This window comes from Streptomyces sp. NPDC107581 (genome assembly GCF_055657175.1).
The window spans coordinates 262201-282857 of sequence record NZ_JBVKBH010000010.1 but is presented as its reverse complement, the minus strand read 5'-3'; the positions used below and the strand labels follow the sequence as shown (position 1 = coordinate 282857).

The following is a 20657-nucleotide window of genomic DNA, read 5'->3' as shown; positions in this document are numbered from 1 at the left end:
AGGAAAGCATCATGCGCGTCAGTGGACTTCTCCACTACGGCCTCCAACTGCCCGACCTGGCCCAGGGCAAGGACTTCTACACCGACTTCGGACTGTCCGTCGACGAACACGACAACCGGCTGACCGTACGCTGCGACGGCCGCGACCAGGACCAGACCATGCTCGTCGAGGGACACGACAAGCGCCTGCACCACGTCGCCTTCGCGGCGCCGGGCGGCTCCCTGCCCGAACTGCAGCGCCACCTCGAGTCCCTCGGCATCAGCCTGCGGGATGCCCCGGCCGGCGGTACCGAGGGCGGCCTGTGGTTCAGCGACCCGGACGGCAACGCGGTCAACGTGCGCGAGCAGGAACTCGCCGCGCCACGCCTCGTGGAACCCGTCAAGCAGAACGTGGCCGGTGACTACCGGCGAGTGGACGAGCCGTGCTGGCTCGAGGCCGACGCACCGCCGCGCCCCCGGCGGCTTGGTCACATGCTGATCTTCTCCTCGGACGTGAACCGCTCGCAGGAGTTCTACGAGCGCGCCCTCGGCCTGAGGGTGTCCGACCGGATCACCGGCAAGGTCGTCTTCATGAACCCAGGCCCCGGCGACCACCATGTCTTCGGCTTCATCCAGAGCAGCCACCCGGGCCTGCACCACTCCAGCTGGGAGGTCGCGGGAATCGACGAACTGGCGATGGGCGCCCGCGTCATGGCGGACAAGGGCCACAGCGTCGGCTGGGGCCTGGGCCGGCACACCGTGGGCTCCAACCTGTTCCACTACATCCGGGACCCCTGGGGCAGCTGGATCGAGTACTTCTCCGACATCGATCAGATCACCGAGGCCTGGAAGGGGCAGGACTGGGATGTCCCGCCGGCGGTGTGGTGCCCCCTGATGCCGGAGCAGTTCCTGCAGAATTCCGAGCCGAAGCCGTAGTCGACAGGGACGGGGGGCTCGGTTGCCTCCCCGGGCCGCCCCGCACGGTTGCCATCGGGGGCCGGGCCGCACGGAGGTCAGCCGCGGCCCCAGGGCGACGGACCGGCACTGATCAGGGCCATCGCCCTGGGCACGGCCTCGGGCTTGTAGTCCGGGGCCTGCTCCCGGAGCACCCTCAGCGCGGTCCGCTCCAGGTGATGGGCCAGACGAGACACCGCGGCGTCACGGTCCCCCGCGACCACCGCTTCGAGGATCGCGGGGTGCTCGGTGTCGCCGGGTTCGGACCAGCTCTCGGGATCGTGCCGCTGGGTGATGCGGATGTAGCGGACGCTGCGGTCGGCGAGGACCTCCAGCTGGCGCCGCAGTGGTTCGCCCGCCCCGGCGGCGAGGAGGCGGTGGTACTCGCGGTGCGCGGCGAACCAGCCCTCGACGTCCTTGGCCCGGGCGGCCCGGCGCATTGCCGTCAGGTGCGTCTTGGCCTCCCGTTTCGCCCGGGTGTCGAAGCCGTCCAGTGTCATGGTCAGAGCCAGGGACTCCAGCGTGATCCGCATCGCGTAGTCGCCGTCCAGCTCGGTCGGGTCGATACCCGCCACCCGCATCCGCTGGTTGGGTTCGGACTCGACGAAGCCCTCCTCCTGGAGCATGCGCAACGCCTCCCGCACCGGGGTGCGGCTCACCCCCAGCTGCCGAGCGAGCGCCACCTGCGACAGCACGGTGCCCGGCGCCAGCCGGCCGTCGAGGATGCACTCCCGCAGCAGGGCGTGCAGCGGTCCGATCGACTGCCGGATGCCGGGCAGGTTCAGCGGCTCGATGCCGTCGATGACGATGGTCGGCTGAGGCATGCCCTCCATTATGGCGTATCTGCATACACATTGAACTGCGGCCAGGTAAGTCCGATTCCCGTTCTTCGGGCCGGTGGCACGGCCAGGTGCTGCCCGAGGGGCGCGACCTCCGGTTCACCGGCCGTACGGCCCACGCTCTCCGAAGGGTCCCGGCAACAGCCCCGCGAGTCCCCGGCCGGTGCGGCCGATCCGTCCGGGTAGGGTGTCGCGGCTGCCGCCCCGGTCGGAGGGGCGCATCGCGTGCTCCAGGACCGGCGAGTGCCGCGTGGCGCCACCGGTCGCGGCCACCAGGCCGGGCTCGCCGCCGAGGGCGTCGTCGCCGATCACGTCGAAGCTCGACTTGAACAACCCGTTGCAGGAGGCGGCGAACACCCGGGGGACGGCGATCAGGCCGTCGGCCGAGGTGACCGACTCGATGGCCTCATACAGGTTCGGAGAGCAGAACCCGGAGGCGCGCACAGTTCTCGACGGCGAGCGGGACGCCCTGGCGGATGTCCCTGCCGAACCAGGGATGGACGGAGCCGGAGGGCAGTGCGGCGGAGTGGCGGGCGGACGGCCACCACTCCACTTCGTCACTGCTGCGGCATGAGCACCATGACGAGCGGGACGATCTTTCCGTCGCGCTGACCGGTTCAGGCCTGCAGGAGCTCGGCGACGACCTGGGCGGTGGAGGTGATGGTGGCACCCGCCCTGCCCATGCGACGGAGCGCGAAATCCTGCCCGGTCTTCGGCGGGGGGCCGCCCGCGTCGGCGACGACCTGGACCTCGTACCCCAGGCGCAGTGCCGTCAGGGTGGTGTGGACGGTACGCACGTCGTTGCCGGTACCCGCGATGATCAGCTTTCTTCGCCCGGTCTCCCGTACGACGGAGGCGAAGCCCTCCTCGTCCATGCCATGGACGCCGCCCTGACGCTTGATGTGCGCCTTGAACCCCTCGGGAGCAACCTCCCCCGGTGCGGCCGACAGCGGGCCCTCGTCGGGCGCGTCCATGGAGGAGGTGAAGAGCAGGGGGATGCCATTGGCCTTGGCGGTCTTGGCGAGAGCCACGGCGTTGGCCTCCATCCGGTCGAAGGGGGTGGAGCGGACCCACCCCAGGGCGCCCACCTGTTGGTCGATGAGCAGCATCGCCGTGTCATCGGCGGTGAAGGAGGGTGCGGACACGAGGGAGACCTCTCTGCTGAGCCGATGAGCCACACGGGTGGGCACGGACCGGCACGCGATTACTTGGCTGACCAATTTTCTTGCTCACGACCCACAGGCCGGCAGCGATCGCACTGCGGAACACCCCCGCACGGAGACCGGTCCCGGTCCGGTCGCCCGACAGCCGGACCGAGACCGGCCACGGCCTTCGCAAGCGTCACGGGCGGACACGGTTACAGGCCGACCCACCAAGGCAAAACGAGCCGTCCGGCACAGCGCCCGTCAACCCGCACCGGGTCGACGGAGGCACCGAGAAGCACAGGCACGGCGATGGTCCACTCCGCGAGCCGGCGCTGCGACGCACTCCCTTGGTCGGCCAATTCTGGAGGGGTGAGATGATGTGTCGACCAACGACTCGCCCCGCCCTTCATGGAGGATCAGCCGCCATGCCGCCAGCGTCCGAATCGGTCCGGAACAAGGACGACGCGGTACCGACCGTCGCCGACGCTCCGATGAGCGAGGCACTCTTCCGCGCTGCCCGTGTGCACCGGATCATGGCGGGCAACCTGCTGCGTGAAACGGGCCTGTACCCCGGGCAGGAACTGCTGATGATGCAGCTCTGGGCCCAGGGTGAACAGCGTCAGGCCGATCTGATCAAGACGCTGGGCCTGGATCCCTCCACCGTCACCAAAATGCTCCAGCGCCTCGAGCAGTCCGGATTCGTCACCCGCAGCCCCTCCCCGCACGACCGGCGGGCAGCCGTGGTGAAGCCCACCCGGGCCGGCCGGGCCCTGCGAGACCAGGTCCAACAGGCTTGGCGGGACTTGGAGGCAATCACCTCCGCGGGGTTCACGCAGGAGGAATACGAGCAAGCGATGCGCGTGATGACCCGGATCGAGGCCAACCTCAACAGCGCGCCGTCCGCAGACAGCGAGCCGTCGGCTCCGTCGTGACCGCGACGCCCGGTTGTCCGGGCCACTCCAGCGGGTCACCGGTCCGGGCTGCGCCGATTCGGCAGCACTCACCGTCGCTCACGGCGGCCGGCCGGCGCGCAGGGGGCCGGTCCTGCCGGCCCGTCAGTTCGGCGGAAGCACGATCTCACGCTTGAGGATCTTGCCGGTGGCGCCCTTGGGCAGGGCATCGACGATCCGGACCACGCGGGGGTACTTGTAGGCGGCGACGCGGGACTTGACGAACTCGCGGAGTTCATCGGTCCCCGCCCCGATGCCGGGCTTGAGGGTGACGACGGCGGCGACCTCGTCACCGTGAACGGGGTGCGGTACGCCGACGACGGCGGCTTCGGCCACGGCCGGATGCTCGTAGAGGACCTCCTCGATCTCCCGCGGGTAGACGTTGAATCCGCCGCGAATGATGAGGTCCTTCTTGCGGTCCACGATCCGGAAGCAGCCGTCGGGGTCGCGCACGCCGATGTCGCCGGTGCGGAGCCAGCCGTCCGGGACGGTCTCGGCGGTGGCCCGAGGGTTGTGCCAGTAGCCCTTCATGACGTTGTGTCCGCGGATGACGATCTCGCCGGGGGTGCCGTCGGGCACCTCGGCGCCGTCCGGATCGAGCACCCGCATCTCGACGCCGTCGACCGGGGTGCCGATGGTGCCGGGGCGGCGGGGGCGGTCGGGGTGGTTGAAGCAGGCGACCGGGGACGTCTCGGACAGGCCGTAACCTTCGAGGACCGGGCAGTGGAATGCCGTTTCGAAGGCGTGCAGGAGCTCCACCGGCAGTGAGGCTCCGCCGGAGACGCACACCCGCAGCGACGTGGTGTCCGCTTGGCCTGTCGCGGCGAGCAGGGCGCCATACATCGTCGGAACACCGAGGAACGCGGAGACTTGGTCCCGTTCGATGATCTCCAGGGCCCTGACTGCGTCGAAGCGGGGCAGCAGGGTCAGGCAGGCTCCGGCGGCGACGGCACAGTTGAGTCCGACGACCTGACCGAAGGCGTGGAAGAGCGGCAGTCCACCGAAGACCACGTCCTGCTCGGTGAGTTGCAGAAGTGTGGTGCGCGTGACCGCGGTATTGCGGGCCAGGTTCTCGTGGGTGAGTTCGGCGCCCTTGGGCCGCCCCGTCGTCCCGGAGGTGTAGAGGATCACCGCGGTGTCGGACGGCTCCCGGGAGGTCACCTCCCATACCGGGTCGTGGCTCGCCAGTAGTCCGTGGATCGCGTCTGCCGGTACCGCGATGTGCGCCGTTCCGGCTGCCTGGGCACCCTGGAGCGCGTCCTGGGCCTCATGCGGGGCGAACAGGATGGAGGTTGCGGAGTCGTCCAGGTGGTACTCCACCTCGCGTGCCCTCAGCAGCGGGTTCATCGGCACCACGACGGCCCCGGCACGCAGGATGCCGTAGTACAGGACGGCGAACGCGGGGACGTTCGGCAGCATCAGGCCGACCCGGTCGCCCGGCTTCACCCCGGTGCTCAGCAGGAGGGACGCGGCCCGGGCGCTCGTCTCGTCGAGTTCGGCGTACGTGAGGGTGGAGCCGTCGAGCCGGACGGCCGGGCGGCCGGGATGGCGCGCCGCCGAGTCCACCAGGATCGCGGCAAGGTTGGCGTGCGAGCGGGAAGGCATGTGCATGGCCTCTTCGGCGTTCCGGGCCGACTCCCGGATGACGCTCCGAACTTGTGGTGGATCGATTGGCTGTCTTCGACTTGTTGCCGTGTCCTGATCAGTCGACGTTTCCGGGGCCAGGAGGGGAATGAGTACGGCGGCGACGGCCAGGTGTATCAACGCCAGGGTCGCCTTGGTGCCGCTGGATGCCGCGAGATACGTCAGCGGCGTGAGTGACAACAACAACACGGCGACGGCCAGTCGAGTCCAGACGGTCGAGGCCCGGTCGGTCAACCGGTCCAGCCCCTTTCGCGTCGCCGCGGCGAGCAGGGAGACAACGAGCGTGCTACCGGCGACGCCGGGCAGATCCACGTCCCGGGCCGGCCATCCGCCGCCGAGCCCGACACGGAGTTCGACGCCCAGGATGTGGGCAGCGGTCCACAGCAGGCTGGCGGCCAGGACGGCGCCGCCGATCGCGGATGCGGTGCAGCGCAGGTCCGGGGTGGCCAGGCGGGTGGGTGGGGCGGTCATCGGAATGCTCCGTCATGAGGTGAAGGACGGTCTCGCCGCTGCGCGGCAGGACTCGACAGCGCGGCGCACCGTCGGGAGTTCGGGGAGGAAGTGGGCTGTCGTGGGGTCCGCGGGCTCCACCGCTGAGGTCGAGGGCGATGAGCACGCCGAGCCGGGCGATCGCGGGCACTGAAATGCCCAGGGTCACGTCCCTGACGCCGGGGTCCCGACGGAGTGATCGAGACCGAGCGAACCGCAGGCGGACGCCACGGCACAGTGCTTGCAGCGGCGTGAGCCGGTACCAGAGCCCCTCGTGGGGGTCGCGGGCGATCGTCGCGGCCGAGGTGCCGCCGCGATGTCGGTGTGCTCTTGCCATGTCCGGTCGTCGGTGAGGGGACCGTCCGGGCGGGCCGTCGGGCGTCGCACTCATTCCCTTTCCAGGACCGGAAGGAGAAGTCGTGAGCTGGAGTGCACCGTGTTGACGCCCGGGATGCCGACTGGGGCGTGGCTGAACAGCATCATGGGGCGGAAGTCCTCGCGGGTGTCGTCGCTGGTGAGGATCAGCCGGATGCGGTGCCCGGTGCGGAAGCGGCGCGCGTTGGCCACCAGCGGGATGCGGTACTCGACCGGCTCCCCCGCAGGGACGGGATCCCGCGTCCTCATCGGGAGGACGGGCCTGCCCGTCTGACTCGCGTCCTCGTCGACGTGGCGCATACTGGCGCGCAGCCAGCCCTGGGTGATGTCAGCGGCCTCACCGTCCGGGCCGACGTCTTGCAGGAGCAGGATCCATCCCGTGTCGCTCCCACTGCTGGTGGCGGTGAGCCGCAGCTCGGGGTGACCGACCATGTCGAGGTCGCCGGGGAGGGGGTCACTGGACCAACTCAGCTGAGCGGGCATGGCGTTCGCACCGTCCGTGGCGTAGCTGCGTTCGCCCGGCCGCTCGTCGGCCGCCAGGGAGCCGTCGGCGTTGAGGGCCAGGGCGGTGTGGGTGGCCGGCGGAGGCCAGGAATCGGCGGTGCGCCACTGTTCGGCCCCGGGCAGCCAGTAGCGGACGGCAGGGCCCTCGAGAATGCCGGTGTCCCGCCCCTTGAGCCAGTGGTCGAACCAGGCGAGGGCCTCGATGTGCATGCTCTCCCATGGCCAGGGCAGGCTGTGCTCCCCGAGCATGGCCATGCGCACGTGAGGGTTGCGGGCGAGGGCCTCCCAGGCTTCGAAGACGCCGGGCAGATGAAGAGCGACGTTGGACCACTCGCCGCCGAGGTAGACGGGGATGTCGACACCGGCGAGCAGTTCGGTCACGTCACGCTCGTCCCACCACGCATCCCGGACGGGGTGCTCGGTGGCCACCGCGTCCAGCAGGGTGTCCCATGGGTGGCCGTCGTGGCGGAAGTGGCTGATCAGCTGCAGGGCGCGGGTCGCCTGGACGGAATCGATGTGGTCGAACCGGCGGTGGACGGCGGGAATGGCGAGGACCTTACGCAGGAGACGGGACAGGCCCCTGCGGTAGAGACGGTCGCCGTGGGCGGACAGGACGCCCAGCGCATGGAACCAGGTGGTGACGAAAGCCGCGCTCATCAGGCCGTTGTGGTAGGTGGCTTCCCGGACCTGGACAGTGACGTTGAAGGGGAACAGGGCCTTGAGGTGAGGCGGGCGCTGGGTGGCCGCCTCCATCTGGGTCATGGCGTAGTAGCTGAGGCCGATCATGCCTACGTTCCCGTCGCACCACGGCTGCCCGGCGACCCACTCGACCAGGTCGAACAGGTCCTTGCGCTCCTGCTCGTCGAAGAAGGTGTAGGTGCCGCCCGAGCCCACCGTGCCGCGGAGGTTGGCTATGACATGGGCGTACCCGCGCGGTGCCCAGAAGTCACTGGCGCCGGCCTCGATGATGGCCGCGGGGGCGCCCAGGTCCTGGAGCTGGCGGGGGTAGGGGGCCGCCGCGATGAGCGCGGGGAACCTGCCGTCCGTGTCGGGGCGGTGGACGTCGGCCAAGAGCCGGATGCCGTCGCGGACCAAAACGGGCACATTGTCCTCGCGGGTCATCCCGTGGAGAGCCGGGGACAGGTTGCGGTACTGACGACCGGTGGTCTGTGGTCCGTTCAGCCGACGCTGACCGGCCTCCACCCCAGCTGCCTTGAACCGAGCCATGGCACCCTCATTTCCACACGTACGGAAATTAACGTGGCTGACGGTACGCTCGCCACCCTGCTGCGGGCAAGGGAAATTTCAATACAGCGTGAAATTAAGCAGCGCCGACGAGCGGCCGGGCCGGGTTCGACGTCCACTGGAGGCGGCGCCCTGGGTGCACCGTCCGGCATGGGCAGCGAGGCACAGCGGACGGCGACTGCGTCCGGCAAGGGGCACGGTGATCCACTTCGGGCACGAGCCCGGCGCGGTGCCGAGCAGTCGGAGCGCCGCTCCACCGAGAGCTGCAGCTCCGCCCCCGCCCCCGCCCCCGCCCCCGCCCCCTACGAGCGCAGACATACACCCCTGCGCGGTTGGTCGGCCGCGTTCACATGACCGCTCGCGACACGGCCCTCACCCTGCGCCCGCTCACAGGACCAGGACCCCCCACCGGCATCCGCCACGGTGGGTCCAGAGCAGGTCTAGAGCTCGAACCAGACGCGCTTGCCGTACGGGAGAGGGACGGTGCCCCAGCGGAGGGCGAGGGCATCGACCAGGGCCAGGCCGCGCCCTCCCTCGTCCTCACCCCCGGCGCGGACGACGGTGGGCAGCCTGCGCGAGCCGTCGGTGACGGCGACCCGGGCGCCGCGCTCGGCGGAGTGAACGGTGATGAGCAGGGTATGGCCGCCCGCGTACCTGATCGCATTGCCCACCAGCTCGGACACCAGCAATTCGGCGACATCGGCGAGGCGGGTGAGGCCAAGGGCGGCGAGCCGCTTGGCGACCAGGTCCCGGGCCAGGGCCGCCGACCGCGGCTCACACGGCATGATGCCCACCCGCTCGGCCGTCACCCCGCCTCCCTGCCGAGACTGCACCGACCTCCTCATCGCAGAGGCCGTCACAGGTACGGAGGCCCAGGCGTCCACGTCGGGGCGGCAACCATCCACTGGCGGCCGACTGCCGTCGCGGACCGGGACGGACACCCCGTCTTCCCAGGTCATCACCTGGACAAGGGGAATTTCTGACACTGACGACCGGTGGTCTGCGGTCCGCAGAACTGACGCTGACCAGGCTCGACGCCAGCGGCCCGAATCGGGGCCATGGCACTCTCATTTCCATGCGTCAGGAAATTAACGAGCTCCACGCTACGCCGGCCACCACACCAGGGCAAGAGGAATTTCCATTCGGCATGAAAATAAGCAGACGGGGAGGTCCGTCCTGGCGGCCCGCTACCGGTCAGGCGCCCTCCGAGACATCCCCACCCAAGGCACCGGTCAGGTAATGCTGCACGACCGGCCCGATCAGGCGGATGACCTGTTCCCCGGGCATGTCGGCGATGCGGTCGATCGCCCAGACGTAACGCGTCATGGCCAGACCCACGATCTGGGTGGCGACCAGGTCCGAACGCAGCCCTGCCTCGTCGTCGGGAAGGCTCGCCGAGACGACCTGCAGGACAAGAGCGGAGAAGACCGCACGAAGGCGTTCCATGGCGAAGGGTTCATGGCTGGCCGCGAGGATGATCGAACGCAGGATCTCCGAGGTGGCCGGATCGTCCCACATGGACAGCGTCGCCTCCACAAAGGCCCGCCCACGGTCCTCCAGTGGCACGTTGGCGGCCTCGACAATGGCCTCACCGAAGGCTTCCGGTGGCTCCAGCGCCGCCTTCAGCAGTCCCACCTTGTTGGAGAAGTAGTAGTTCACCAGGGTGGGATCCACGTCGGCGGCCTGCGCCACGGCCCGCAACGAGGTCCCGCCGTAGCCCCGCTCGGCGAAGGACGTGCGCGCCGCCGCCAGAATGTGATCCGCCTGCGCGCCACGCTCCCCCCGGGGGCCCCTGCCTGCTCGCGCTGCCATGTCCCGCCCTCTCCTCTGCCGGTTCCACACTCGCCCGATGGGCCGCGACGAAGTTTCACCACACACTGAAACTTGTTTCAGCGTACCGTGAAATTGACTCCACCGTGCTGTCCCCGCCATGGATGCACGCAGCCACCCGGACACCGCGAACGGAAGTGGACGCGAGGCGGGTACGGCCGGTGAGGTGAGCACCCCTCCGCACAACCGGACCGCACGCGGCGGATCGGCGCTCACGGAACGGGGAGTTCAGCGAGGACGGATGCATCTCGTACTCCGGCTCGCCCCACGGGTCGCCTGCGGCCACGGCGCTCACCAGCACGCTTCTTGGGTCCGGCCAGCGGCGCACCGGTCAGCGTACCCGGACAGCAGATGCGCGAACACGGCTACAGCCGCTCTCGCGTGATGCTCATGCCGAGCCTGTACGAGTCCTCGGGGCGGGTCGCGGTGGAGGCGTTCGCCTCCGGCATCCCGGTCATCGCCCACCCCACTCCCGGACTGGTCGAGTCCCTTGGTGAAGCCGGGATCTTCGCCTACCGCGACGACCTCAACGCCTGGATCGACGCCCTGGCATCCCTGAAGGACCCCGCCAACTGGGCCCGGGCCTCCCACCGGGCCAAAGCCCGCTCCATCGAACTGAGTGCCACACCGGTTCGGGGCTGGAGGTGAGGGTTTCCTGCGGCATGGTCTGCCGCGGCGCGGCCGGGGCGGCCGGCAGGCGTGGCCGCGACCGCTATGCATCTGCGGTCTGCTTGATGGCTGCACGGGGCTCGAGGGCACGGGTCCCCCGCAAGCCGGCGGGGGCGCTTTCTCCAATCTGGGCATCGCCCTTCAGGCTCGATTCTTGCGGGACCGGAGCGGTGATCCGCGCCCGTGCTCGCCACGGTGCTGCGAAGGTCGACTCGCCGCGGGTGTGGTGGGCGCCGGGCGGGCGCGCGGAGGAACCCGCAGCGAAGAAGATCCGGGGCAAGGAGGGCATGCTGCTGCGGGTCGCGCAGGCGGCGTTGTCCGAGCCGTACGACACCGTGCGGCCAGGTGATCTTCCCGGTGGCCGGCGGCGAGAAGGCGCTGGCGGGCGGCGGTGCTGGACGACAAAGGCCGCGTCGAGTGCATCCCCTCATAGCTGTGCGTGCTGGTGGCACTTCGGGAAGGCAGTGCGGCACCGGGAGATCTGGGTGGTGGGCGCGGACCGGTGGCGCAACCCGGAGGACCGACTTCGAGGACAACCAGGACCTGCACCAGGCCGCCCTGGGACAGCCCCAGGACGCCGGCGAGTTCATTACCGCCCTCCAGAGCAAGCTCCGGGCCTCGCTGGACCGATTCGGGCGGGGCGACCGATCGCGGACGCACCGGGACGGGGACCGAGAGACACGACACCGGCGCCGGCACATCCCGTCTCTACCGCCCAGTTACGTCCCCGCAGTCTGTCGCTGCCTCGGCGAGTGCGCGTACCAGTGGGGTCGCACGGTCCGTGCGCCAGATCAGGGCCCACTGAACGGGCGGGGCATCGTGGAGGGGGAGGTGGACGACGTCGGTCTGCGCGTTGTAGCGCCGCCCCTCGTCGGGGACTGTGCACACCGCGTCGCCTGCCGCGACGAGGGCAAGGATCTCGTAGAAGGTGGCGACGGCGGGGCCGCGGCGGACGGGACGTCCGGCCGGTGTGCGGGCCGGAAGGACGGCCGTCTCCCAGTAGGCGGGAAGGGAGCCGTTCAGGCGCGGCACGATGTGGTCTCCGAGCACCTCCATGCTCACCGACTCCTGCCGGGCGAGCGGGTGATCCGCGGCCACCATCAGGTTGAGCGGTTCCTCACGCAGCACCACTCCGACGGTCAGGTCCGGCTCGCGGACCGGCAGCCAGGTGGTCAGCGCGTCGACCTCGCCGGCCCGCAAGGCGCCGAACGGATCGCTGAAGAACACTTCCTGGAAGCGAAGTTCGGCGGACGGGTGCCGGGCACGGAAGCGGGTCAGGACCGGGGTCATGTCGTGCATCTGTGCGCCCATGACTCCCAGCGTCAGTGTGCCTGCCGTGTGACGGGCGATGGTGGTCACCTCCGCCATGGCTTCCTGGATTCCCTCGTATGCCGGCTTCAGCCGCTGGAGCAGCACCTCTCCGACGGGGGTCATCCGCACGTGGCGGCTGGTTCGCTCGAAGAGCTGGGCGCCGATGACGCGTTCCTGTTTCTTGATCGCCTGGCTGACACGGGCCGGGGAGACACGCAGGCGTTCGGCGCTGCGGCCGAAGTGGAGCTCCTCCGCGAGCGTCAGGAAGATTTCTATGTCCCGCAGTTCCATCTTGTCCCCCGGATTTGTGAACCTCTGGGTTAACGACCATAACAAGATCGGCCGTTGTTCCCGGGTCGTCCGGTACGCATGCTGGGTACCGGGCCGGGAGGCCGCCTCCCGCAGGTGATGCAATGAGCCGGCACGAGGCAGCAGGACCGACCCGCCCGATTCAGCCGACGACCCGAAAGAAGCGGACCACGCGGAAGACGCGTACCTCATCGGACATGAGGCCTCGCCGCCCCGGGCTCCGCCCACCGAGCACGAACCCCCACGGAGAGATTCCCGCGTGACATCTGACCCGAGCGCTGCCCAGACACCTGACCCGGCCACCATCCATCCACTGCCTGCCCACGAGCGGGTCGTCTTCCTCAAGCCACTGGTCGCCGGGACGAACGTCGTGGCAGGTGACTTCACCTACTACGACGACCCCGACGGCGCGACCGACTTCGCGCAGCGCAATGTGCTGTACGCCTACGGACCGGAACGGTTGATCATCGGCAAGTACTGCGCGATCGCCACGGGCACCCGGTTCCTGATGGCCGGCGCCGACCACCCGTCGATGGGGGTGTCCACCTTCCCCTTCACCATGTTCGGCGGCGAGTGGGCCGAGCGGACCCTCGACCTCGTCACCGGCATGCCCAGCCGCGGGGACACGGTGGTCGGCAACGACGTGTGGTTCGGATACGGAGCCACCGTGATGCCCGGGGTACGGATCGGCGACGGCGCAGTGATCGCGGCCGGATCGATGGTCAGCGCCGACGTGCCGCCCTACACCATCGTGGGCGGAAACCCGGCCAGGACGATCAGACAACGCTTCGACGACAGCGACATCGAACGGCTCGTGCGCGTCGCCTGGTGGGACTGGCCCGTCGAGCTGGTGACCGCGCACGCCCGCACCATCATGGCCGGCTCCCCGCGGGACATCGAGCGCGTCGCCGCCGCCGAAGGTCTGGAGCAGCAGCAGTGACGGCCCAGACCGTCGAGGAATACGCGGTGTCCGGTCGCGACAGCGGCCCGTACGCGATCACCACCGGCCCGGACGGCGCACTGTGGTTCACCATGGTGCACAGCGGCAGGATCGGTCGGCTCGTCCCGGGACAGGAGCCGACCAGTCATCAGCTCGCCCCGGACAGCGGTCCGACGGTCATCAGCAACGGGCCGGACGGCGCACTGTGGTTCACCGAGTACCGGGCTCATCGGATCGGCCGGATCACGACGGCCGGCCGGGTGACGGAGTTCGCGCTGCCGACCGCTCAGTGCGGTCCGTTCGGTATCGCCGCAGGGCCGGACGGCGCGCTGTGGTTCACCGAGACCGCGGCCGACCGCATCGGCCGCCTCACCACCGACGGAACGGTCACGGAGTACCTGCTGCCGAGCACCGGCGCGTTCCCCTCCGCGATCGTCGCGGCCGGGGACGCCATGTGGTTCACGATGAACCAGGCCAACGCCATCGGCCGCATCGGCATGGACGGCCACATCACGGTCCACGAGCTGCCCACCGAGGCGGCCGCGCCGGTGGGTATCGCCGTGGGCCCGGACGGAGGTATCTGGTTCACCGAGATCGCGGCCGGTCAGATCGGGCGGAGAGAGCCCGGCGGACGGATCACCGAGTACCCGCTGCCCGACCGCTCGGCCCGGCCGCATGCCGTCACCACCGACGCCGACGGCACGGCGTGGTTCACCGAGTGGGGCGGCAACCGCGTCGGCTCGGTCACGTCCGACGGCACGGTCACGGTCCACGACCTGCCCACCCCGGGCTCCGAGCCGCACGGGATCACGGTGGGCCCGGACGGCGCCCTGTGGACGGCCCTGGAGACAGGCGCACTGGCCCGCATCAAACCGACCACCACCAGAACGACCACTACCACCAAGAACACCGCGCAGAGGAACGCCTCATGAAATACGCTCTCGTGATCTTCGAAACGCACGCGTCACGCGCCCGGATCCAGGCCGACCGCGACGCCTATCGGAAGGCGTACCAGACCTGGATCGGCGAGCTCGCGGCAGCGGGCAAGCTGGTGGGCGGCGACGCCCTCGACACCGAGCACCAGGGCCCCGTCACCGTGCGCAAGACGGCGGACGGATCCGTGGCGGTGACCGAGGGGCCCGTGCACAGCGGCGAGGAGACTCTCGGCGGCTGGTTCGTACTGGAGGTGGCCGACCACGCCGAGGCCATCGAGCTGGCCCGCGGCTTCCCCACCCCGGAGGCGCTCGAAATCCGCCCGATCCTCGAATCGGCCTGAGCGGCATGCGGCCCTCGCCGCCCTCCGCCCGGACACCCGGCGTGCCTGACCAGCACGACATACCGGTCCGGAGCGCTGTACCCCTTCACAGGAGTTGACTTGGCACTGACATCGGTGAGCTACCGACCTCTGACCGGCCCCGAGGAGATCGACCTCTTCTGCCGGCTCTCCTACGTCCTCGACCACGAACTGACCGATGACTTCGCCTGCGGCTGCCGTCGCCCCGAGTGGGCCTGGGTGGCTCTGCACGGCGACCGTCTCCTCGCCCGGCTCGCCTGGTGGACGACCCCAGGCGGTGACGTCCCACTGCAGTTCGACTTCTTCGACATCGATGACACGCTGCCCCCGGCCGACCGCCACGAGATCGGCCTGCGGCTGTTCGAGACGGCGACGGCGACCGTCTTCCCAGCGGGCGCAAAGCTACCGGAGTACAGCCGCTTCGTCCCGCCCGACTGGCACCACGAGCCCGCAGCCCGCGAGGTGGTCGAATCCCGCACGCGCGTGCTGGAGAGCACGGGCGCACGGCTGCTGGTCGAGCGGCTGCGGCTGCAGTGGACCCCGTCGTCCCCACTCCCCGAGTCCAAGGGGCGTCTCGTCTTCCGCCCGGTGGCCGACCGTGAGGACCTCCTCGCCCTGATGACCCCGGTCATGGAGGGCACCCTCGACGCCCACAGCCAGGCGGACCTGGCATCCGGGCTGAGCCCGCGCGAGGCGGCGGAACGCCACTACGACGGAGAGTTCGCCAGGTTCACGAGCCCGCACGAGTGGTGGCGCATCGCCGAACTCCCGGGCGATGGCGGCCCGGTGGGCTTCGTGATCCCGGCCCGCAACAGCTACCACCCGATCATCGCGTACATCGGTGTCCTGCCCGCACACCGCGGCAACGGCTACGTCGACGAGATCCTCGCCGAGGGCACCCGCATCCTCGCCGCCGAGGGCGTAGACCGCATCAGGGCATCGACGGACCTCGGCAACGTCCCCATGGCGAAGTCCTTCGCCCACGCCGGATACGCCAACTTCGAACGTTCCCTCAACCTGGTCTGGGACTGACCCCACCTGCCGCGTCTCCGGATTTCCCCCATGACGGTCTCCGGAGACGTGGCAGGCGCCTGACCTGCGATGCGGATCAGGCCAGGAAGGCTCTAGTGACCTGAGTCAGAGATCCGTCGTTGGTCGGGCATGTGGCGTCCGGGTCCGAAGATTCCGCCGTTGTCGGTCACTGATGCCCAGCGGGCGGTGCTGGAGGGCTGGTTACGCCGCCGTACGACGGCTCAGGCTCTGGCTCAGCGGTCGCGGATCGTGCTGGAGTGCGCCGAAGGCCACTCGATCATGGAGGTGTCCCGCCGGCTGCGGATCACTCCGGACACGGTCCGCACCTGGCGGCGCCGCTTCATCGAGCGGGGGCTGGACGGCTTGTGCGACGACCCGCGGCCCGGCGTCCCCCGGAAGATCACCGACGCTGATGTCGAGCGGGTCATCGTCAAGACGCTTGAGGAGACGCCGAAGAACGCGACCCACTGGTCGACGAGGTCGATGGCCGCAGCCACGGGAATGTCGCAGTCGACGGTCTCACGTAACTGGCCGGCGTTCGCCTTGGCCCCGCACCGGTCGCTGACGTTCAAGCTGTCGACCGACCCGCTGTTCATCGACAAGGTCCGCGACGTCGTCGGCCTGTATCTCGATCCGCCGGAGAAGGCCCTGGTGCTTTGCGTGATCACCGGGAGGTGGTCGGCGCGATCGCCTTCAAGTTCCAGACCGGTACCCAGTGGGTGCATAGGGCGAGCCCCGGGCATCCGATTATCCGGGTCCCGTGGGTTTCCTGCGCTCCGGGCCGGGTGCGGGCCTCGCAGTGCGCCAGGATTGTCATGCTCAGACGGGGCCCGCTGGAGGGGCCGTCGTACGGTGATGCAAGATCGCCCCATGAACCACACCAATAGACGCACCGTCCTCGCCTCCGTCGTCGCCGCCGCCGGACTGCCCACCCTCAACGCCGTGGTGGGCAGCGGCGCCACGCCGGCCGCGGCAGCCGACCAGTACGGGTCCAACACCGAGCTGTACACCCGAACCGCCGCCAAGGAAGGCACCGACTGGATGCGCCGGTTCCGTATCGGCGCACCGGTACAGGTCACGGACAATGCCCGCAGCACGAGCAGCCCTGTCAGCAGTACGGCGGTGATCGCACCGCACGGCGGTGGGATCGAGGCGGGTACGAGCGAGCTGTGCCTGGCCGTCGCCGGTTACACGCCCTTCGACGCCAACACCGACCCGGCGGCCGCGGCCGTGCCCGGAGAGCCGCAGCGCGACTACTGGATGTTCGAGGCCCTGGCCAACTCGGCCGCGCAGCACGTCACCGCCACCCACTGCGACGACCCGGCCGCCCTCGCCGTCTGCGCCGACAATCTGTACGCCGTCTCCCTGCACGGCTTCGACGACACGGCCGTGAAGAAGATCACCATCGGCGGCCGGGACGAGCGGCTCAAGCGCAACCTGCTGGCGGCCTTCACGAAGTACGGTCTGACCTCCCCCGCGACCAAGGCCGACTGGAACGTGACCGTGGTCTTCGCGGGCCCCACCGACCCCATCAACGGCGACGACCCGGCCAACATCGTCAACCGCACCCGCACCGGGGCCGGCGCACAGTTGGAGCTTTCCACGGCGCTGCGCGAGGCGATGTTCGGTGACTTCTCCGGCGCGGCCAAGCGCAGGACGACGGCCGGCGTGCCGAGCGACGACAGCCCCTACGCCGACCACTTCTGGAACGGCTTCGTGAGCGCCGTCCGCGAGGCCATCAAGAACCACGAACTCGGCCTCAACCAACTCCAATAGTGCATTCGGGACCAGCTCCAGTAGTGCTTCGATACGTCGAGCGACATCGGCTGGTGGTCGGCATCTTCTTGGTGGGGACTGCTCCTGCCCGAGAAACGGGCGAGGGATCACGGGCGGCGCCGGCGGTCCGGGGTGCCTGACGACGTCGGACATGTCCCCAGGCCCCGCCCGGCAATGGCACTGCCGACCGGGCCGTGGCGAGAAGGCCCGTCGGCACCCGCGGTCGAGCGGCGGCTCCGCGCAGAGCCAGAGGCCATGGGTCACCGTGCGGCCACGGACCGACACTGCGCAGTGCGCTGTTGAGCCGCTGGAGCGCCAACTCCTTACCAGTCGCTGACATGCCGGTCGTCTGCCGGTCCCACGCTGCGCACGCCTGGCACCATGGTGCAGCGCCGGCAGGTCCTGGGCACGGCGGATCGCCTGCGAGCCCCGCATCCGCCACGGGTCCGGCATTCGCCGCGAGTCCGGCGGCGGCAACAGGACGGCACGGTCAACGGCCCTGTGGTCCGTCCGACCGTGCGCAAGGCCGTCGCTGCGGCATTGGAGAAGCGGCTGCTGCAGTGACAGGGCGCCCCGAGCTTCTGCCCGGGGCGCCCACACGTCCTTGGGCCTCCCGCCGCACGCCACTTGGTCCCCAGCGGAAGCAGCCCCGGGCCCTCTCGTGCAGCCCGGCCCTGCGCGCGGAGAGGTGACTCACCCCTGCCGGAGCAGCCCACCCCCGTGGGCGCGGTGTCACGGATCTCCGTCACCCGACCCACCTGAGGTGCCGCAGATGCCCCCGGACAGGCCTCAGTCGCCGGACCCTGCGGGCAGGTCCTACGGCCTGCGGGTCCGGGCCGCGATCCAGCCCGCCATCGCCCGTACGCCGAGGCCGATGGCGCGCTCGTCCGGGGCGAAGTCGGGGAAGTGCGGGTAGCTGGTGGTGACGGGTGCGCCTGGGGCACGGACACCGAGGAAGGTGAACGTGCCGGGGACGCGGTCCAAGTAGAGGGCGAAGTCCTCGCCGCTGAAGGGAGGGAAGGCCGCATGGAGCTCGGTGACCGCGCCTCGGCCGAGTGTGCGGCGCAGGTGGTGGGCGAGCCTGCGGACGTCCCGTTCCGGGCAGACCATGGCGGGGAACGGATCGGCGGGGAAGTTCACCTCGGCCCCCGCGTGTGCCGTGGCCAGCCGGCGGATGTCCTCGCGTACCTCCTTGTAGCGCTCCTGCGGCCAGCACCGGTAGGACACGCTCACCTCTGCCTGCTGCGGTTTCGCCCGTAGGGCCACGAAGCGGGCCAGCGGCCCGTCGGGTGTCTGGGCGTCCGCGACCATCCGCTCAATGTCCGCAGGTGTCTGCGGCGGTGTCACCGTGGCGAGCGCCTCGATCTCGGCGGCCAGTCGCCGCGCGGCATCGGGTGCGTCCGGCCCTGAGAGAGTCACCTCCCCCTTGTCCTGGCCCGGCATCCCGTACCCCGGGGACACGGCGAACCGGCCGACCGGGAAGGGCCCGCAGTGCAGCGCGTGGATCTCCTCGACGCAGTTGCGCTCCAGCACGCCCGCGTCGATCATTGCCCGGGCCCCGGACAGGGTCTCCTCGGCAGTCTGGAAGAGGAACACCACTGTTCCGCTCAGTTGCTGCCGCAGCCGTGCCAGGACCTGTGCGACGCCGACAGCCACCGCCGTGTGGAGGTCGTGTCCGCAGACGTGGGCCGGCGCCGGGCCTCCTCCGACGATGTCCTGGGGCGGCACCGCGTCCATGTCCGCCCGGTACGCGACGGCCCGCCCCGGCCGCGAGCCCTGCAGGACGCCGACAATGCCGTGACCGCCCACCCCCGTGGTGACGGTCAGTCCGGCCGCTCGCAGCTCTCGGGCCACGGCGTCGGCGGTGCGCTGCTCCTGTCCCGGCGCCTCGGGGTGCCGGTGGATGTCCCGCCGCAGCTCGATCAGCCCACGTTCCAGGCGCGCCACCTCCGCATCCATCGCCCTTTCCTCCGCCGGCCGTCCCCACCCGTCCGCGTCGGCCCTTCCCGCAGTTCCCCACATCATTGCCACACCGGCCGCCGCGACACCGCCCAGCAGCGTGCGGCGCGCAGGTGCATGCTCCATGGGACGCTTCACTGCTCCCCCTCCGTGATCCGTCAAGTGCTCTTCCGGAACGTCCGGCAGGGCATCCCGCCCGGCACTGCACGGCCTTGTCCGTGGCTGCCCGTCGAGCGGAAACCCTGTTACGACACGATGGCCGCACACGGATGCCGTTGCCCATGCGGCGGGCCACCGCTCAGGGGGTGGGGGTAACCCCATCGGGGCGACGTTGTCCACGCAGACCGGTGACGACCTGTCGGACATCGCCGGCGCGCTCAATCGGCCGTCAGGTTCCCCATTTGATCTGCCGTCACCTGGGGACACCGGTCCCTCGGAGAGCTTTCTGCGGCCATCGAGAGCGTCCCGCGCAGGCCGATGCGCCCGCGCGGCAGTGCCGGACGCGTCAGCTGCGCGGGGTGTCCGGGGCGGCGGCCTCCAGATCGGCGATGCTGCCCGACATGATCGTGCGGATGTGCTCGGTGAGGTGCTCCGTGGGCCAGTCCCACCACGCCACCGCCAGCAGCCGGGCGATGTCCTGGTCGTTGTAGCGGGTGCGGATGAGGCGGGCCGGGTTGCCGCCCACGATGCCGTAGTCGGGCACGTCGCTGGTGACCACGGCGCCGGCGCCGATGATCGCGCCGTGTCCGATCCGTACGCCGGGCATGACCGTCGTGCCGTGGCCGAACCACACGTCGTTGCCGACGACGGTGTCCCCTCGGTTGGGCAGGTCGGTGAGCAGGTCGAAGTGTTCCGACCAGGACCCGCCCATGGTGGGGAAGGGGAAGGTCGAGGGGCCGTCCATGCGGTGGTTGCCGCCGTTCATGATGAACCGCACCCCGGTGCCCAGCGCACAGAACTTACCGATGATCAGCTTCTCCGGCCCGTAGTGGTAGAGCACGTTGCGCGTCTCGAAGGCGGTCGGATCATCCGGGTCGTCGTAGTAGGAGTACTCCCCGACGTCGATCAGCGGGGACTTCACGAGCGGCTTGAGCAGCACCACCCGGGGCTGCTCGGGCATTGGATGGAGGATCTTCGGGTCTGCAGGCACAGGCATGGGCGGGGGAGTCCTCTTCGGTAGCGGGTCCGGGTCCGGATCGTCGGCGGGTCCGGGTCCGGGCCATGATCGCGGCATCGCGCCGTCGCAGGACACCCATTTACCACCTGTCCGAAGGCGGCTCACTGCCCGTCAGGCTCACGGGGCACCCGCACTGGGGCGGCGGGCTACGAGCATCCCGATGCGGAGCCCCCTGACGCGCTGCGGTGACCGCCGCTGGTCTCCTGGAACTGCCGACGTGACGACCGGCAGCTCTTC

Annotated in this window: 18 protein-coding genes and 2 pseudogenes; 9 read left to right on the top strand and 11 right to left on the bottom strand. The window is 70.0% G+C overall.

Going from position 1 to position 20657, the window contains the following annotated elements:
* Positions 1–11: 11 nt before the first annotated feature.
* Positions 12–914 (top strand): VOC family protein, encoded by a 903-nt coding sequence (locus tag ACZ7P3_RS26255; protein ID WP_472085489.1) that lies wholly within the window; start codon positions 12–14, stop codon positions 912–914.
* A gap of 77 nt (positions 915–991) precedes the next feature.
* On the opposite strand, the gene ACZ7P3_RS26250 is transcribed toward ACZ7P3_RS26255, so the two are convergent.
* From ACZ7P3_RS26250 to ACZ7P3_RS26240, 3 genes are all read right to left on the bottom strand, one after another.
* Positions 992–1756: a GntR family transcriptional regulator gene (locus tag ACZ7P3_RS26250; RefSeq protein WP_472085488.1), complete on the bottom strand. Its 765-nt coding sequence runs from the start codon at positions 1754–1756 to the stop codon at positions 992–994.
* 114 nt (positions 1757–1870) lie between these two features.
* The gene (locus tag ACZ7P3_RS26245; RefSeq protein ID WP_472085487.1) at positions 1871–2215 is read right to left on the bottom strand and encodes an NAD(P)H-dependent oxidoreductase; all 345 of its coding nucleotides are present in this window, start codon (positions 2213–2215) and stop codon (positions 1871–1873) included.
* A 173-nt stretch (positions 2216–2388) separates the two neighbouring features.
* Positions 2389–2916: an isochorismatase family protein gene (locus ACZ7P3_RS26240; protein ID WP_472085486.1), complete on the bottom strand. Its 528-nt coding sequence runs from the start codon at positions 2914–2916 to the stop codon at positions 2389–2391.
* Between the two features lie 491 nt (positions 2917–3407).
* On the opposite strand from ACZ7P3_RS26240, the gene ACZ7P3_RS26235 reads away from it, so the two are divergent.
* The gene (locus ACZ7P3_RS26235) at positions 3408–3848 is read left to right on the top strand and encodes a MarR family winged helix-turn-helix transcriptional regulator (RefSeq protein ID WP_472085485.1); all 441 of its coding nucleotides are present in this window, start codon (positions 3408–3410) and stop codon (positions 3846–3848) included.
* A gap of 123 nt (positions 3849–3971) precedes the next feature.
* Here the strand turns inward: ACZ7P3_RS26235 and ACZ7P3_RS26230 are convergent, their stop codons facing one another.
* From ACZ7P3_RS26230 to ACZ7P3_RS26210, 5 genes and pseudogenes are all read right to left on the bottom strand, one after another.
* Complete coding sequence (locus ACZ7P3_RS26230; RefSeq protein WP_472085554.1) at positions 3972–5471, bottom strand: long-chain-fatty-acid--CoA ligase; 1500 nt, start codon at positions 5469–5471, stop codon at positions 3972–3974.
* 120 nt (positions 5472–5591) lie between these two features.
* Positions 5592–5981, bottom strand: a pseudogene (locus ACZ7P3_RS26225) (DUF6069 family protein); the annotation flags it as partial.
* Between the two features lie 405 nt (positions 5982–6386).
* Complete coding sequence (locus ACZ7P3_RS26220) at positions 6387–8105, bottom strand: CocE/NonD family hydrolase (protein WP_472085484.1); 1719 nt, start codon at positions 8103–8105, stop codon at positions 6387–6389.
* 458 nt (positions 8106–8563) lie between these two features.
* The gene (locus tag ACZ7P3_RS26215) at positions 8564–8956 is read right to left on the bottom strand and encodes an ATP-binding protein (RefSeq protein WP_472085483.1); all 393 of its coding nucleotides are present in this window, start codon (positions 8954–8956) and stop codon (positions 8564–8566) included.
* 361 nt (positions 8957–9317) lie between these two features.
* Positions 9318–9935: a TetR/AcrR family transcriptional regulator gene (locus tag ACZ7P3_RS26210; protein WP_472085482.1), complete on the bottom strand. Its 618-nt coding sequence runs from the start codon at positions 9933–9935 to the stop codon at positions 9318–9320.
* A 369-nt stretch (positions 9936–10304) separates the two neighbouring features.
* Between ACZ7P3_RS26210 and ACZ7P3_RS26205 the strand changes: the two genes are divergently transcribed.
* Positions 10305–10601 carry a glycosyltransferase family 4 protein gene (locus tag ACZ7P3_RS26205; RefSeq protein ID WP_472085481.1) on the top strand — a complete coding sequence of 99 codons (297 nt, stop codon included), beginning with the start codon at positions 10305–10307 and terminating at the stop codon, positions 10599–10601.
* 729 nt (positions 10602–11330) lie between these two features.
* Here the strand turns inward: ACZ7P3_RS26205 and ACZ7P3_RS26200 are convergent.
* Positions 11331–12224 carry a LysR family transcriptional regulator gene (locus tag ACZ7P3_RS26200; RefSeq protein WP_472085480.1) on the bottom strand — a complete coding sequence of 298 codons (894 nt, stop codon included), beginning with the start codon at positions 12222–12224 and terminating at the stop codon, positions 11331–11333.
* A 277-nt stretch (positions 12225–12501) separates the two neighbouring features.
* On the opposite strand from ACZ7P3_RS26200, the gene ACZ7P3_RS26195 reads away from it, so the two are divergent.
* From ACZ7P3_RS26195 to ACZ7P3_RS26170, 6 genes and pseudogenes are all read left to right on the top strand, one after another.
* On the top strand, positions 12502–13182 hold the full coding sequence (locus ACZ7P3_RS26195; RefSeq protein WP_472085479.1) for a CatB-related O-acetyltransferase: 681 nt from the start codon (positions 12502–12504) through the stop codon (positions 13180–13182).
* Positions 13179–14114 carry a Vgb family protein gene (locus ACZ7P3_RS26190; RefSeq protein ID WP_472085478.1) on the top strand — a complete coding sequence of 312 codons (936 nt, stop codon included), beginning with the start codon at positions 13179–13181 and terminating at the stop codon, positions 14112–14114. The genes ACZ7P3_RS26195 and ACZ7P3_RS26190 overlap by 4 nt, the downstream gene beginning before the upstream one ends.
* Positions 14111–14458, top strand: coding sequence for a YciI family protein (locus ACZ7P3_RS26185; protein WP_472085477.1), 348 nt, complete (start codon positions 14111–14113; stop codon positions 14456–14458). Before ACZ7P3_RS26190 ends, ACZ7P3_RS26185 begins: the two co-directional genes overlap by 4 nt.
* Before the next feature lie 114 nt (positions 14459–14572).
* Complete coding sequence (locus ACZ7P3_RS26180; protein WP_472085476.1) at positions 14573–15508, top strand: GNAT family N-acetyltransferase; 936 nt, start codon at positions 14573–14575, stop codon at positions 15506–15508.
* Between the two features lie 129 nt (positions 15509–15637).
* A pseudogene (locus tag ACZ7P3_RS26175) lies at positions 15638–15976 on the top strand (helix-turn-helix domain-containing protein); the annotation flags it as partial.
* Positions 15977–16378: 402 nt separating this feature from the next.
* Positions 16379–17284 carry a poly-gamma-glutamate hydrolase family protein gene (locus ACZ7P3_RS26170; protein ID WP_472085553.1) on the top strand — a complete coding sequence of 302 codons (906 nt, stop codon included), beginning with the start codon at positions 16379–16381 and terminating at the stop codon, positions 17282–17284.
* Positions 17285–18100: 816 nt separating this feature from the next.
* Here the strand turns inward: ACZ7P3_RS26170 and ACZ7P3_RS26165 are convergent.
* Positions 18101–19369, bottom strand: a complete 1269-nt coding sequence (locus tag ACZ7P3_RS26165; RefSeq protein ID WP_472085475.1) for a M20 metallopeptidase family protein — start codon at positions 19367–19369, stop codon at positions 18101–18103.
* Between the two features lie 379 nt (positions 19370–19748).
* Positions 19749–20399: a CatB-related O-acetyltransferase gene (locus ACZ7P3_RS26160; RefSeq protein WP_472085474.1), complete on the bottom strand. Its 651-nt coding sequence runs from the start codon at positions 20397–20399 to the stop codon at positions 19749–19751.
* Between the last annotated feature and the right edge of the window lie 258 nt (positions 20400–20657).

Bases quoted from the DNA above. Each gene is read 5' to 3' on its own strand.
- ACZ7P3_RS26255 (WP_472085489.1), top strand. From the start codon at position 12: ATGCGCGTCAGTGGACTTCTCCACTACGGCCTCCAACTGCCCGACCTG.
- ACZ7P3_RS26250 (WP_472085488.1), bottom strand. From the start codon at position 1,756: ATGCCTCAGCCGACCATCGTCATCGACGGCATCGAGCCGCTGAACCTG.
- ACZ7P3_RS26235 (WP_472085485.1), top strand. From the start codon at position 3,408: ATGAGCGAGGCACTCTTCCGCGCTGCCCGTGTGCACCGGATCATGGCG.
- ACZ7P3_RS26230 (WP_472085554.1), bottom strand. From the start codon at position 5,471: ATGCCTTCCCGCTCGCACGCCAACCTTGCCGCGATCCTGGTGGACTCG.
- ACZ7P3_RS26220 (WP_472085484.1), bottom strand. From the start codon at position 8,105: ATGGCTCGGTTCAAGGCAGCTGGGGTGGAGGCCGGTCAGCGTCGGCTG.
- ACZ7P3_RS26210 (WP_472085482.1), bottom strand. From the start codon at position 9,935: ATGGCAGCGCGAGCAGGCAGGGGCCCCCGGGGGGAGCGTGGCGCGCAG.
- ACZ7P3_RS26205 (WP_472085481.1), top strand. From the start codon at position 10,305: ATGCGCGAACACGGCTACAGCCGCTCTCGCGTGATGCTCATGCCGAGC.
- ACZ7P3_RS26200 (WP_472085480.1), bottom strand. From the start codon at position 12,224: ATGGAACTGCGGGACATAGAAATCTTCCTGACGCTCGCGGAGGAGCTC.
- ACZ7P3_RS26185 (WP_472085477.1), top strand. From the start codon at position 14,111: ATGAAATACGCTCTCGTGATCTTCGAAACGCACGCGTCACGCGCCCGG.
- ACZ7P3_RS26170 (WP_472085553.1), top strand. From the start codon at position 16,379: ATGAACCACACCAATAGACGCACCGTCCTCGCCTCCGTCGTCGCCGCC.
- ACZ7P3_RS26165 (WP_472085475.1), bottom strand. From the start codon at position 19,369: ATGGAGCATGCACCTGCGCGCCGCACGCTGCTGGGCGGTGTCGCGGCG.
- ACZ7P3_RS26160 (WP_472085474.1), bottom strand. From the start codon at position 20,399: ATGCCTGTGCCTGCAGACCCGAAGATCCTCCATCCAATGCCCGAGCAG.